Raw genomic sequence first — 15902 nt, forward strand, 5'->3', positions numbered from 1 at the left:
TTGGACCGGCTGGATTTCGGCGGAAACGGCGAAGCTGGCGGCGAGGTAACGCCCGCGGCAGTATCCGGGGATCAACTGTTCCCGCTGTCGCCGGCGCAGCTCGGAATCTGGTATGCCCAGCACCTGGACCCCCAGGTGCCGATCACGATCGCCCAGTACGTCGACCTGGACGGTGACGTCGACGTCGAGGTGCTCTCGCGCGCCAGCCTGGATGCGTCCCACGAGCTGGGCTCCGGTTTCGTGCGCATCGTCGAACGCGACGGCGAGCCGCTGCAGTACGTCGATCACACCCTCGGCGACACCGACGGCGTCGAGCACATCGATCTGCGCGATGCCGCCGATCCGGAAGCGGCCGCGCACGAGTGGATGCGCGCCGACTACGGCCGCCCGCTGAACATCATCACCGACCGCCTGGTCCGCTCGGCCGCCCTGCAGCTCACCGACGACCGCTGGTTCTGGTACTCGCGTGCCCATCACATCGTGCTCGACGGCTTCGGCGCGGTGAACCAGGTCAACCGGATCGCCGAGCGCTACACCGCCTATCGCAACGGCGTCGAGCCCGCCGCGTTGAAGGCCTCCGACCTGCGCGACCTGGTCGAATCCGAATTCGCCTACCGCGACAGCACCCGCTTCGAGAGCGATAAGCAGTACTGGGCCGAGCGGGTGGCCGGTCTGGAGGAGGGCACCAGCCTCACCGGCCGCAATGCCGCCCCGGCCCCGCTGAACGACGTGGTCGGCGCCGCTCTGTCCGACGATCGCAACGACCTGCTCGCCGAGGCCGTTCGTCGCCACGACTCCTCGCCGGCCGCCCTGCTGATCGCGGGTTTCGCCGCCTATCTGGCGCAGTGGACCGACGCCGAGGACGTCATTCTGAGCCTTCCGGTCACTGCGCGCACCACCGCGGTGATGCGGCGTTCCGGCGGGGCCACCTCGAACATCGTCCCGCTGCGCCTGCGCGTCGGCCACGACACCACCGTCACCGACCTGCTGAAGTCGGTGCAGGTGGAGGTGTCGGGCGCGCTGCGTCACCAGCGGTACCGGCACGAGGACATTCGCCGTGACAGTGCCGCCGCCGGCCGGGAATCGGGCAGCGGCGACGGAGTGGTGACCAAGGAGTTCTTCGGCCCCTGGGTCAACATCATGTTGTTCCAGGACGAGCTGGTACTCGGCAGCACGCCGGGCCGCTTGCATGTGCTCTCCACCGGTTCCATCGAGGATCTCGGCGTCAACTTCTATCAGACCGAGGGCGGCGCGCGGTCTCGGATCGACTTCGAGACCAACCCGAACCTCTACACCGAAGACGAAGCGCGCCACCATCATTCGCGCTTCCTCGAATTCTTCGACCGGTTCCTGCAGGCGGATGCGCAGGAGCGGCTGTGGGGTCTGCCGATCACCACGGCCGTCGAGCGGGCCGAAACCGTCACCGGCTGGAACCGCTCCGTCCACGAGGTGCCGACCACCACGCTGCCGGCCCTGCTGGACGCCGCGATCGCGCGCACGCCCGGCCGGACCGCCATCGACTTCCAGGGGCAGACGCTGACCTACGCCGAATTCGGCGCCCGGGTCAACCGCCTGGCGCGGACCCTGATCGCCGACGGTGTGGGCCCGGAATCGCTGGTGGCACTGGGCATGCGGCGTTCGCTGGATCTGGTCGTCGGCATGCACGCGGTGCTGAAGGCCGGTGGCGCGTACGTGCCGATCGATCCGGATCATCCGGCCGAGCGCACCGCCTACATCCTCGACAGCGCGGGCCCGGTGTGCGTGCTGACCAGTTCCACCGACGAGGTGGACCTGCCGGATTCGGTGCGGCAGGTGCAGATCGACACGCTCGACACCACCGGTGTGTCCGATGCGCCGATCACCGACGCCGACCGGCTCGCGCCGCTGCGCGCGGACAACACCGCCTACGTCATCTACACCTCCGGTTCGACCGGCCGGCCCAAGGGCGTCGCGGTCACCCACCACGCCATCGTCAATCAGCAGCTGTGGATGCTGCACGAATACGGCCTGACCGAGGCCGACGTCTATCTCCAGAAGACCGCCACCACCTTCGACGTCTCGCTGTGGGGTTACTTCCTGCCGCTGATGGTCGGCGCGAAACTGGTGGTCGCCGATCCGGACGGGCATCGCGATCCGGTCTACGTCGCGCAGATGATCGAGCGGCACGCGGTGACCGTCACCGACTTCGTGCCGTCGATGCTGACGGTCTTCGCCTCGCACGCCAGCGCGGGTCAATGTGATTCGCTGCGTGCGGTTTTCGTCATCGGTGAGGCGCTGCCGCCGGAGACCGCCGCGATGTTCCGGGCGATCAACCCGGACGCCGGCCTGCACAACCTCTACGGCCCCACCGAGGCTGCGGTCTCGGTGACCTACTGGGAGGCCACCGCCGCCGACACCACCACGGTCCCGATCGGTATCCCGGAATGGAATGTCGATGTCTACGTGCTGGATTCGCGGTTGCGTCCGGCTGCGATCGGCGCCCCGGGTGAGCTGTATCTGGGTGGACGGCAGCTGGCCCGCGGCTACCGCGGCCGGCCCGATCTGACCTCGGATCGGTTCGTCGCCAATCCCTTCTCGAGCACCGGCGAGCGCATGTACCGCACCGGTGACCTGGTGCGCTGGGGCCGGCAGGCCGACGGGACCGGTGTGCTGGAGTACATCGGCCGTACCGACTTCCAGGTCAAGTTCCGCGGCCAGCGCATCGAGCTCGGCGAGATCGAAACCGATCTGCTCGCCCATCCGGCGGTCAGCCAGGCCGTCGTCCTGGTGGTCGACACCGCGACCGGTCAGCAGCTGGTCGCGTATGTCGTTCCGGCGCCGGGATATTCGATCGATTCGGCGGATCTCACCCGGTTCGTGGCCGAGAAGCTGCCCAGCTACATGGTGCCCGCCGCGATCATGGTGCTGGACGCGTTCCCGCTCAACACCTCCGGCAAGCTGGATCGCAAAGCGCTGCCCGAACCCGTGTTCAGCGCCGATGCGACCGGTTACCGCGCCCCCCGCACGCAGGCCGAGGAGATCGTCGCCGGCGTCTTCGCCGACGTACTGAGCCAGCCCCGGGTCGGCGTGGACGACAACTTCTTCGACCTCGGCGGCAACTCGCTGGTGGCGACCCAGGTCGTCGCGCGCATCTCCGCCGCCTTCGGCGTGCAGCTGGGTGTGCGCGCGCTGTTCGAGACGCCCACCGTGGCGGGTATCGCGGCCCGGGCCGACGCTGCGGCCGAACACGGCGCCGACGGCGAATTCGCGGCGCGTCCGCCGCTGGTCGCGCAGCATCGCCCGGACCGGGTTCCGCTGTCGCTGGCACAGCAGCGGATGTGGTTCATCAACCAGTTCGACCCCGCCGCACCCACCTACAACCTGCCCTTCGTGGTGCGGCTGAGTGGCACCGTCGACATCGACGCGCTGCAGACCGCGCTGCGCGACGTGGTGGAGCGGCAGGAATCGCTGCGCACCATCTTCCCCGAGTCCGGCGCGGGCGGCTATCAGTTCGTTATTCCGGCCGAACAGGTCGACCTCGGTATCGAGGTGGAGCCGATCGACGCGGCGGATCTGCACGATGCGCTGGCGGCCTTCGCGTCCGCCGGATTCGATGTGTCTCGGGAACTGCCGATCCGCGTGCGGATATTCGAGATCTCCGCCGGCCACGACAATGGCACGCGGGACTTCGCGGTCGCTTTCGTCGTTCACCACATCGCCGCGGACGGATTCTCCTTCGGTCCCCTGGCTCGCGACGTCGCGGCCGCATATCTGGCGCGTGCGGCCGGTTCGGCGCCCGCGTGGTCACCGCTTCCGGTCCAGTACCAGGACTACAGCCTCTGGCAGCGGGAACTGCTCGGTTCGGAGGCCGATCCGGATTCCATCGCCGCCCGCGAAATCGGGTACTGGCGAGAGGCTTTGGCCGGTCTGCCGGATCAGCTGGAATTGCCCGCCGATCGCCCGCGGCCGCCGGTGCAGAGCTTCCGCGGCCGCCGGGTCGATTTCGCCATCGACGCCGAATTGCATGGGCAATTGGTCGAACTGGCGCGTGCCCACGGCGTCAGCTTGTTCATGGTCATGCACGCCTCGTTGGCCGTTCTGCTGGCCCGGTTGTCGGGTACCAGCGATATCGCTGTCGGCACGCCGGTCGCCGGTCGCGGTGAACAGGCGCTCGACGACCTGATCGGCATGTTCGTCAACACGCTGGTGTTGCGTTCCGAGGTCGAGGGCAGCATCGCGTTCAGCGAATTCCTGGCGCAGACCCGGGAAGTCGACCTCGCCGGATTCGCGCACGTCAACGTGCCGTTCGAACGACTGGTCGAGGTGCTGAACCCGACCCGCTCGCAGGCGCGGCATCCGTTGTTCCAGGTGATGCTGTCGTTCCAGGAGATGTCGCACGCCACGTTGGAACTGCCCGGATTGTCGGTGACCGCCGACGAACTGGACGTCGACATCGCCAAATTCGACCTGCAGTGGACCATCACCGAGGAGCGTTCCGGCTCCGGTGCGCCCGCCGGGATGGTTGCGGAGGTCTCCTACGCCACCGATCTGTTCGACGCGCCGACCGTCGCCGAATTCACCGAACGCTATCTGCGGATCCTGAAATCTGTTGCCGCGCACCCGGATACGGCGGTGCGTGAGATCGATCTGCTCGACGATGCCGAACGGGTCACGGTGCTCTCGGGCTGGAACGAGACCGCGCACGGAGTTTCGGCTCCGACGGTGCTGGATCTGTTCGCCGAGCAGGTTCGGCAGCGGCCCGACGAGCTCGCCGTGCTGTTCGACGGCGGCATGCGCGAGGACGGCGGGGAGCAGATCGAGCTCACCTACGCCGAATTCGACGCGCGCGTCAATCGTTTGGCTCGCAAGCTGATCGACCTCGGCGTGGGACCGGAGTCGCTGGTCGGCGTCGGTATCCGGCGTTCGGTGGATATGCTCGTCGCGATCTACGCGGTGATGACCGCCGGTGGTGGGTATGTGCCCCTGGACCCCGACCATCCGGCCGAGCGCACCGACTACGTGCTGGCCTCCTCGGGCCCGGTCTGCCTGCTGACGACCACCGACGACGGGGTCGCCGCGAGCGACATCCCGGTGATCGCGGTCGACACCGTCGACCTGGACGACTATCCGCCGACCCCGGTCGGCGATGCCGATCGACTCGCCCCGCTGCGGGCGAGCAATACCGCATACGTGCTCTATACCTCCGGCTCCACCGGCCGTCCGAAGGGTGTCGCGGTCGCACATGCCGCCGTGGTGAACCAGATCGCCTGGATCACCGCGCAATACCGCATGGGGCCGGCCGATGTGGTGCTGCAGAAGACCCCGGTGACCTTCGACGTGTCGGTCTGGGAGTTGTTCGGCACGCTGGCGGTCGGTGCGAAGATGCTCATCGCGGCACCGGACGGGCATCGCGATCCGGTGTATCTGTCGGAGATCATCGGTCGTCATCGGGTCACCATGACGTCGTTCGTGCCGTCGATGCTGTCGGTCTTCGTCGGTGCCGCGGTTCCGGCCGAATGTGCCTCGCTGCGTGCCGTTCTCGTCGCCGGAGAGGCGCTGCCGCCGGCGACGGTGACCGCGTTCCGGCAGTTCTCCACCGCCGCGCTGCACAACCTGTACGGCCCGACCGAATTCACCGTGCACGCGACCGCATGGCACCTGGACACCGTCGCCCCCGCCACGGTGCCCATCGGCCGCCCGGTGTGGAACACGCGCGCCTACGTACTCGACCAGGGTCTGTCTCCCGTTCCGGTCGGGGTGCCCGGTGAGCTGTACCTCGGCGGGGTGCAGGTCGCGCGCGGCTATCACGGCCGCCCCGACCTGACCGCCGATCGATTCGTAGCCGACCCGTTCGGCCCGCCCGGATCACGGCTGTACCGGACCGGTGACCTGGTCCGCTGGACCGAACCGGACGCACCCGAGGTCGGTCGCGCGGGCGTGCTGGAATACATCGGCCGCACCGACTTCCAGGTGAAGTTCCGCGGTCAGCGCATCGAACTCGGGGAGATCGAGGCCGCGCTCACCGAGCATCCGGCGGTGAACCAGGCCGTGGTCCTCGTCCTGGACACCGTCGCCGGTGATCAGCTCGTCGGTTACGCGGTCACACCGGCCGGCCCGGTCGACATCGACAACATCAAGGCTTCGCTGCACCGGCGACTGCCGGCGTACATGGTGCCCTCGGCGATCGTGGTGCTCGACGCGCTGCCGCTGAACCCGTCCGGCAAGCTGGACCGCAAAGCGTTGCCCGCGCCGGTGTTCGAGGTGCGCGAATTCCGCACTCCGGCAACGCCGATCGAGGAGATCGTCGCCCAGACCTTCGGCGAGGTTCTGGGCGTGGCCCGGGTCGGCGCGGACGACGACTTCTTCGACCTCGGCGGCAATTCGCTGATCGCCACCCAGGTGGCCTCGCGCTTGGGCAACGCGCTCGACACTCGCGTCCCGTTGCGCATGCTGTTCGAGGCGAGCACCGTGGCCGCGCTGGCCGCGCGAGTGGAATCGCATGCGGGCGACGGTGCGCGCAAGTCGCTGGTGGCACGGGAACGCCCCGAACAAGTGCCGTTGTCGCTCGCACAGCAGCGGCTGTGGTTCCTCAACCGCTACGACACCTCCTCGGCGGTCAACAACATCCCGGTCGCCATGCGGCTGTCGGGTGAACTGGACGTGGCCGCGCTGCAGGTCGCGGTCATCGACGTGATCGACCGTCACGAATCGCTGCGCACGGTGTTCCCGGAGACCGGCAGTGCGCCGGTGCAGGTGGTGCTCGACGCCGCGCAGATCGTGCCGGACCTGACCCCGGTGCCGGTGACCGAGCACAATCTCATCGACCACCTGGTCGAACTGGCCTCCATGTCGTTCGACGTGACCAACGAAGTGCCGTTGCACGCCCGGCTCTTCGAGATCAGCGAGACCGAGTACGTGCTGGGCATGGTGGTGCACCACATCTCCGCCGACGGCTGGTCGATGCATCCGCTGGCCCGCGACGTGATGGTCGCCTACGCCGCGCGTACCAACTGGGAGCAGCCGGCCTGGACCGAACTGCCGGTGCAGTACGCCGACTACGCGCTGTGGCAGCGCGAGGTGCTGGGTTCCGAGGACGATCCGAACTCGTTGATCTCCAACCAGATTCGGTACTGGACCCGCGAACTCGCCGATCTGCCCGACGAACTGGTGCTGCCCGCCGACCGGCCGCGCCCGGCGGTCGCGACGTATCGCGGTGGCACCTATTCGTTCGTCATCTCGCCGGAAACCCAGCGGCGACTGGCCGACCTCGGCCGCAGGTACAACGCCTCGCCGTTCATGGTGGTGCACGGCGCGCTGGCGATCCTGCTGGCGCGGCTGTCGGGTACCTCCGATATCGCGATCGGCACCCCGGTCGCCGGGCGCGGTGAGGCCGCGCTCGACGATCTGATCGGCATGTTCGTCAACACGCTGGTGTTGCGCACGAACGTCGACGGCGCAATGACCTTCGCCGAACTGCTGGCCCAGGCCCGCAATACCGATCTGCAGGCCTTCGCCCATGCCGACGTGCCGTTCGAGCGGCTGGTCGAGGTGCTCAACCCGGCCCGTTCGCAGGCCCGGCATCCGCTGTTCCAGGTGATGCTGGCCTTCCAGAACATCCGCCACGCCAGCCTGGAGTTGCCCGGCCTGTCGGTCAACGGCATCGACTACGACGCCCGGCTGGCGAAATTCGACCTGCAGCTCACCCTGCAGGAGGCGCCGGACGCCGAAGGGGCGGCGGCGGGTATGTCCGCCGAGTTCTCCTATGCGCTCGACCTTTTCGACGAGCCGACGATCGCCGGATTCGCCAAGCGCCTGGACCGGGTGCTGGCCGCGGTGGTGGCCGATCCGGACCGCCCCATCGGTGACATCGCGCTGATCGACGCGCTCGAGGCCGATCGGGAACTGCGCGAGTGGAACTACACCTCGCGCGAGATCGGTTCCGCGACACTGCTTCCCGAGCTGTTCGCCGAGGCCGCCCGCACCCACGCGGAGGCGGTCGCGGTGGTGGACCGCGAGGCCGGCGAGACCCTGACCTACGCCGAATTCGGGGCCCGCGTGCGCCGGTTGGCGCGGCGGCTGGTCGAGGCGGGCGTGGGCCCCGAGGCGCGGGTGGCGCTGGGACTGCGCCGCTCGACGGACCTGGTGGTCGCCATGTACGCGGTGCTCGAGGCCGGTGGCGGCTATGTGCCGCTGGACCTGGATCAGCCCGCCGACCGCATCGGCTACGTCCTCGCAACCGCCGAACCGGTCTGCGTACTGACCACCTCGGCGAACGCGGCCGACGTCGAGGCCGGTGATCGTACGGTCCTGTGCCTGGACGAGCTCGACCTCGCGGACTACTCCGACGAGCCGCTGACCGATGCGGACCGTCTCGCCCCGTTGCGTCCGTCGAATCCGGCGTACACGATCTTCACCTCCGGCTCGACCGGCCGCCCGAAGGGCGTGACCGTCCCGCATTCCGCGGTGGTGAACCAGATCCGCTGGATCACCGGCGAATACGGCATCGGCGCCGACGATGCGGTGCTGTTCAAGACGCCCGCCACCTTCGACGTCTCGGTGTGGGAGTTGTTCGCCCCGCTGTCGGTCGGTGGCCGGATGGTCGTGGCCACCCCCGACGGGCATCGCGATCCGCGCTATCTCGCCGATGTGATCGCCGCCGAACAGGTCACCATGACCTCGTTCGTGCCCTCGATGCTCACCGTCTTCTCCGGTGCGGTCGACAGTTCCGCGCTGGCGTCGCTGCGGGCGTTGTTCGTCGCCGGTGAGGCCTTCACCTCCGATGCCGTCGAGGCGTTCCGGCGGGTCGGCACGGCACAGCTGTACAACCTGTACGGCCCCACCGAATTCACCGTGCACGCCACCCACGCCGGGGTGGCCGACGGCGTCCGCGGCGCGGTGCCGATCGGTTTGCCGGTGTGGAACGCGCAGGCCTACGTGCTGGACGCGCGACTGCATCCGGTGCCGCCGGGTGTCGCGGGTGAGCTGTATCTGGCCGGCGATCAGCTGGCCCGCGGTTATGTCGGCCGTGCCGACCTGACCGCCGACCGCTTCGTCGCGAATCCGTTCGCCGACTACGGCTCCCGGATGTACCGCACCGGTGACCTGGTGCGCCGCGGCGCCGACGGTGCGATCGTGTACCTGGGCCGCACCGACTTCCAGGTGAAGGTGCGCGGTCTGCGCATCGAGCTCGGGGAGATCGAATCCGCCCTCGTCGCACACGAATCCGTGGCCCAGGCGGTCGCGGTGGTGCGTTCGGACGCGCGCCTGGGCGATCAGCTCGTCGCCTATGTGGTGCCGGCCGGCGGCGTGGTGGACCTCGAGGGGCTGCGCGCACATCTGGCGCAGCTGCTGCCGTCGTACATGATTCCGTCCGCGATCGTCACGCTCGACGCGATGCCGCTGAACCCGAACGGCAAATTGGACCGGCGCGCGCTGCCGGAGCCGGTGTTCGCGGCCCGCGAATTCCGGGCGCCGTCCACGCCGGTCGAGGAGATCGTCGCGGCGACCTTCGCCGACGTGCTCGGCCTGGACACCAGCGAGCGTCCGGTCGGTGTGGACGACGACTTCTTCGATCTGGGCGGCAACTCGCTGATCGCCACCCAGGTGGTGGCGCGGCTGAGCGCCGCCCTGAACGCCGAGGTCGGGGTGCGCACGGTCTTCGAGGCGCCCACGGTGGCCGGCTTGGCCGCGCGCGTCGAATCCCAGGTGGGATCCGGTGTGCGCCAGGCGCTGACGCCTCGCACGCGCCCGGAGTTCCCGCCGCTGTCGCTGGCACAGCAGCGGATGTGGTTCCTCAACCGCTTCGACACCGATTCGGCGACCAACAACATCCCGGCCGCCGTGCGGCTGACCGGCGAACTCGATATCGACGCGCTGCGTACCGCGATCGCGGACGTGGTGGCCCGGCACGAATCGCTGCGCACGATCTACCCCTCCCACGAGGGCCTGGCCTACCAGCAGATCCTGCCCTCGACCCGCGCCGTGCCCGACCTCGACGTGGTCGATACGACCGAGGCGGATCTGCTCGACGCGCTGACCGAATTCGTCGGCCGCGGTTTCGACGTGACCGCGGTGCCGCCGACCCGGTTGCGGCTGTACCGCCTCGGCGAGGCCGATCACGTGCTGGTCGTGGTGGTCCACCACATCGCCACCGACGGCTTCTCGATGACTCCGCTGGTGCGCGATCTGATGACCGCCTACCTGGCCCGCACCGCGGGATCGGAGCCCGGCTGGGCGCCGCTGCCCGTGCAGTACGCGGATTACGCGCTGTGGCAACGGGAATCGCTCGGCTCGGAGGACGATCCGCGGTCGGTCATCTCCGAACAACTCGGTTACTGGCACAACGCGCTCAACGGCCTGCCCGACGAATTGCGGCTGTCGACCCGCCCGCGGCCGGCCGTGGCCACCTACGAGGCCGGGACCTACCGCTTCCGGGTGCCGGGTGAGCTCGTCCACGGGCTGAGCCGGGTCGCCCAGGGACAGCAGAGCACGCTGTTCATGGTGGTGCACGGCGCCTTCGCCGCGCTGTTGGCGCGGTTGAGCGGCACCGACGACATCGCTGTCGGTATTCCGGTCGCCGGTCGCGGTGAGCGAGCCCTCGACGACCTGGTCGGCATGTTCGTCAACACCCTGGTCCTGCGCGCTCAGGTCGACCCGGGCGCGCGGTTCACCGAACTGCTGGCCCAGGTCCGCGAGCGCGACCTGTCGGCCTTCGCCCACGCCGACGTGCCGTTCGAGCGCCTGGTCGAGGTGCTCAACCCGGCCCGTTCGCAGGCCCGGCACCCGCTGTTCCAGGTGATGCTGTCCTTCCAGAACCTCGGCCGCACCGCCCTGGAACTGCCCGGGCTGACGGTCGCCGAACTCGGAATCGACGCGCAGACGGCGAAATTCGACCTGCAGCTGACGTTGAGCGAGGGGCCGGTCGGCGCCGGGGCCGCCGGCGGTGCCGGTGCGGACGCCGCGATGGACGCCGAGCTGGTCTTCGCGACCGATCTGTTCGACGAGGCGTTCGCCGAATCGCTCGCCCGTCGCTTCCTGCGCGTGCTGCAGGCCGTGGCCGCCGATCCGTCGGTCGCCGTGGGCGCCCTGCCGATTCTCGACGCCACCGAACACGCTCTGGTGCTGCGGCATTGGAACGACACCGAATTCCCCATCGACGCTGCCCTGCCGACGGTGTCCGACGATGCCGCCGCGACGCTGGTCTCGCTGTTCGAGGCCCAGGTCGCGCGCACCCCGGACGCGACCGCGGTGATCTTCGAGGGGACGAGTCTGTCCTACGCCGAGTTCGCCGCCCGTGTGCGCCGGCTCGCCCGCTGGCTCGTCGACCAGGGCGTCGGACCCGAGTCGCTGGTCGCCCTCGGTATGCGACGCTCGATCGATCTGGTGGTCGGCATGTACGCCGTGGCCGCCGCCGGTGGCGCCTACGTGCCGCTGGATCCGGATCATCCGGCCGAGCGCACCGACTACATCCTCGACACCGCCCGCCCGGTCTGCGTCTTGACCTCGGGTGCCGGTCTGCGCGAAAACGTCTCCACCGCAAGCGATATCGCGCCCGAGGTGCGTATCGACCGGCTCGAGCTGTCCGGATATTCGGACGCGCCGCTCACCGATGCCGACCGGACCGCGCCGCTGCGTCCGGGCAATACCGCCTACGTGATCTTCACCTCCGGCTCCACCGGCCGCCCGAAGGGCGTGGCCGTTCCGCACACCGCGATCGTGAACCGCCTGGTGTGGATGCACGCCCAGTACGGCCTGGCCGCCGACGATGTGGTGCTGCAGAAGACCCCGGCCACCTTCGACGTGTCGGTGTGGGAGTTCTTCTGGCCCTTGCAGGTCGGCGCGCGCCTCGTGGTGGCCCGGCCGGACGGCCATCGCGATCCGGCCTATCTCGCCGAGGTCATCGTGCGCGAGGGCGTGACGGTCACCCACTTCGTGCCGTCCATGCTCGCGGTCTTCGTCGCCGAGCCGGCCGCGGCCGGATGCACCGGTCTGCGCAACGTCTTCGCCTCGGGTGAGGCGCTGCCCGGCACCACCGCGCAGCAGTTGCGCCGCCTGACCGGCGCTCGCCTGCACAATCTCTACGGCCCGACCGAAGCCGCGGTCGACGTGACCTATCACGAGGTCGTCGACGCGGACGTGGCGTCGGTGCCGATCGGTGCGCCGGTGTTCAACACCCAGGTCTACGTCCTGGACGCGCGGCTGCAGCCGGTTCCGGTGGGTGTCGCGGGTGAGCTGTATCTCGCGGGCGCCCAGCTGGCGCGCGGATATGTGGCCCGGCCGGATCTGTCCGCGGACCGCTTCGTGGCCAATCCCTTCGGCGGCGGTGCGCGCATGTACCGCACCGGCGACCTGGTGGTCTGGACCGAGGCCGGTGAGCTCGAGTATCTGGGCCGCACCGACTTCCAGGTGAAGGTGCGCGGCCTGCGTATCGAGCTGGGTGAGATCGAATCCGCGCTGACCGCCGTCGCATCGGTGGGTCAGGCCGTGGTGGTGGTGCGCTCCGATGATCGCACGGGCGATCAGCTGGTCGCCTACCTGATCGCCGCGCCGGGCGCCGAGATCGCGGTGGATGCCGTGAAATCCGCACTGGCCGAACAGCTTCCGGCGTACATGGTGCCGGCGGCCTTCGTGGTGCTCGACAGCTTCCCGCTCAACGCCTCCGGCAAGTTGGATCGCAAGGCGCTGCCGGCGCCGACGTTCGCGGCCAAGGTGTTCCGCGCGCCCAGCACCTCGGTGGAACAGTCCGTCGCCGATGTGATCGCTGAGATTCTCGGCCTGGACCGGGTGGGCCTGGACGACGACTTCTTCGAACTGGGCGGCAACTCGCTGCTCGCCACCCAGGTCGCGGCCCGGCTGGGCGCGGCGCTCGACACCGAGGTCGGGGTCCGCACCCTGTTCGAGGCCTCCACGGTGGCGGCCCTGGCCGCGCGCCTGGAAACCCAAGCGGGACAGGGCGGGCGGCTCGCGCTGACCGCCCAGCCGCGGCCCGAGCCCGTCGCGCTGCCGGACGGTGAGACCGCGCAGCTGGTGCCGCTCTCCCCGGCCCAGCAGCGTATGTGGTTCCTCAACCGGTTCGACAACCGCACCGCGGTGAACAACATCCCGGTCGCGATCCGGCTGACCGGCGCGCTGGACCGCGAGGCTTTCGCCGCGGCCGTGCGTGACGTGGTCGCGCGGCACGAATCGCTGCGCACCGTGTACCCGGAGGTGGCCGGTGACGGTTACCAGCGGGTGCTATCCGCGCACGCCGCCGGTGTCGAACTCTCCGTCGAATCGGTGGACGCCGGCGAATTGCCCTCGCGCGTGGCGGAATTGGTCAACGTCTTCTTCGACGTGACCGCCGAGGTCCCGTTCCGGGCCACCCTGCTCGAGCTCGGCCCGCGCGACCACGTGGTCGTGCTGGTCATGCACCACATCGCCGGGGACGGCTTCTCGCTGCGCCCGCTGCTGCGCGATGTGGTCGCCGCCTACTCCGAGCGCTCGCGCGGCGAGGCCCCGCAGTGGGCGCCGCTGCCGGTGCAGTACGCCGACTACGCGCTGTGGCAGCGCGAGGTGCTCGGCGCCGAGGACGATCCGGAATCGGTCGCCGCCCGCCAGATCGCCTACTGGTCCGAGCAATTGCGCGATCTGCCCGAGCAGATCGAACTGCCGGCCGATCGTCCGCGCCCGGAGATCGCCACCAATGCCGGTGCGACACATGAGTTCTCGATCGACGCCGATCTGCACGCGCGGCTCACCGACTACGCGCGCGCCCACGGCGTGACGCTGTTCATGCTGATGCACGCGGCCCTGGCCACCTGGGCGGCGCGGTTGTCGGGCAGTACCGACATCGCCATCGGCACGCCGATCGCGGGCCGCGGTGAACGCGCGCTCGACGATCTGATCGGCATGTTCGTCAACACGTTGGTGCTGCGCACTCCGGTGCGCCCGGACGCGACGTTCGCCGAACTGCTCACCGAGGTGCGCCGGACCGACCTGGCGGCCTTCGCCAACGCCGACGTGCCGTTCGAGCGGCTGGTCGACGTGCTCAGCCCGGTGCGTTCCCAGGCGCATCACCCGCTGTTCCAGGTGGCGTTGACCTTCGAGGCCACCGGACAGCGCGACGCCACCACGGCCGCCCTGCCCGGCCTGGATCTCGCGGTCGTCGACGCCGATCCGGGAATGGCGAAATTCGATATCCAGCTGACCGTCGGCGACGCCGCCGACGGCGCCGGGCTGGCGCTGTCGTGGACCTACGCCACCGATCTGTTCGATCCCGAGACCGTCGCCGCTTTCTCCGACCGCCTGCTGCGGATCCTGCGCAGCGTCACCGAGGGCAGCTCCACCGCGGCCAGTGTCACCGAGACCGCCGCCGCCACGGTGGTGGGCGATATCGATCTGCTCGGCGAGGGCGAACGGCTGGACGTCTCGCAGCGCTGGGTCTCGGCGGGTGCGGACGGTGGCACCGGACGGTTCGCGGACCGGGCCGTGACGCTGTCGGATCTGTTCGACGCCGCGGTCGCCGAGCACGGCGACCGGGTGGCGGCGAAGTTCGGCGCCGATCAGCTCACCTACGAGGAGCTGGATCGGCGCGCGAACCAGTTGGCGCGCAGGCTGATCGCCGACGGCGCCGGCCCCGAGACATTGGTCGCGGTGGTGCTGCCGCGCTCGCTGGATCTGGTCGTGGCTCTGCTGGCGGTCGTGAAGTCCGGCGCGGGTTATGTGCCGATCGATCCGAGCTATCCGGCCGAACGCATCGCTTACGTGCTCGCGGATTCGCGTCCGGCCGGGGTGATCGTGGACGGCAGCACCGAGGTGGAGCTGCCGGCCGGCCTGCCGACCGTCCTGATGGACGGATTCGGCGCGGAGACACCGGAATTGGTGGACGCGGGTGAGGGCCCGATCACCGATGCCGATCGCAACGCCCCGCTGTCGGCGAGCAATATCGCCTACGTCATCTACACCTCCGGCTCGACCGGACGCCCCAAGGGCGTGGCGGTCGCGCACCGCAACGTCGTGCGGCTGTTCGCCAATACCGATCGCGAATTCGGCTTCGGCGCCGAGGACGTGTGGACGATGTTCCACTCCTTCGCCTTCGACTTCTCGGTGTGGGAGATCTGGGGCCCGCTGCTGTTCGGCGGCACGCTGGTCGTGGTCGACTACTACACCTCGCGCTCGCCCGAGCAGTTCCTGGAACTGCTGCGCCGCGAACGTGTGACGGTGCTCAACCAGACCCCGTCGGCGTTCTATCAGCTGGCCGAGGCCGATCGCCTGGCCGGTGGGCAGCCGCTGGCCCTGCGCTACGTGGTCTTCGGCGGTGAGGCGCTGGAGCTGCGCCGGCTCGCGGACTGGGTGGCCCGCCACGGCGACACCGCGCCGCGCCTGGTCAACATGTACGGCATCACCGAGACCACGGTGCATGTCTCGCACCGGGTGCTCGACGCCGAAACCATCGCCGCGGCAACGGGTTCGGTGGTCGGCCGGGCCATCGCCGGACTGCGGGTGTACGTCCTCGACGACCGGCTGCATCCGGTTCCGGTCGGCGTCGCCGGCGAGATGTATGTCGCCGGTCCGCAATTGGCGCGCGGCTACCTGGGCCGCCCGGATCTGACCGCCGCCCGCTTCGTCGCCGATCCGCTGGGCGAGCCCGGCACGCTGCTGTACCGCTCCGGTGACGTGGCGCGCTGGAACCGCTTCGGGGAACTGGAATATCTGGGCCGCGCCGACGACCAGGTCAAGGTGCGCGGCTTCCGCATCGAACTCGGCGAGATCGAGGCCGCGGTGCTGGCGCAGCCCGGGATCGCGCAGGCCGCCGTCGTCGTGCGCGAGGACCAGCCGGGCGACCAGCGCATCGTCGCCTATGTGGTGCCCCCGGCCGGTCGGACCGAACCGGCGCTGGACGTCGTGCGCGACGGTGCGGCCGAACGGCTGCCCGCGTACATGGT

Annotated in this window: 1 protein-coding gene (running past one end of the window); it reads left to right on the forward strand. The window is 69.5% G+C overall.

The window, feature by feature from the left end; genetic code table 11:
* Positions 1 to 15902 carry the 5' portion of a non-ribosomal peptide synthase/polyketide synthase gene (locus ACPCUW_RS20070; protein ID WP_423426426.1) on the forward strand. Its footprint extends 28060 nt past the window's final position, so the window shows 15902 of its 43962 coding nt (coding positions 1-15902); the start codon lies at positions 1 to 3; its stop codon lies beyond the right edge, outside the window.

The organism is Nocardia sp. AB354, assembly GCF_049538315.1.
GTDB lineage: Bacteria > Actinomycetota > Actinomycetes > Mycobacteriales > Mycobacteriaceae > Nocardia > Nocardia nova.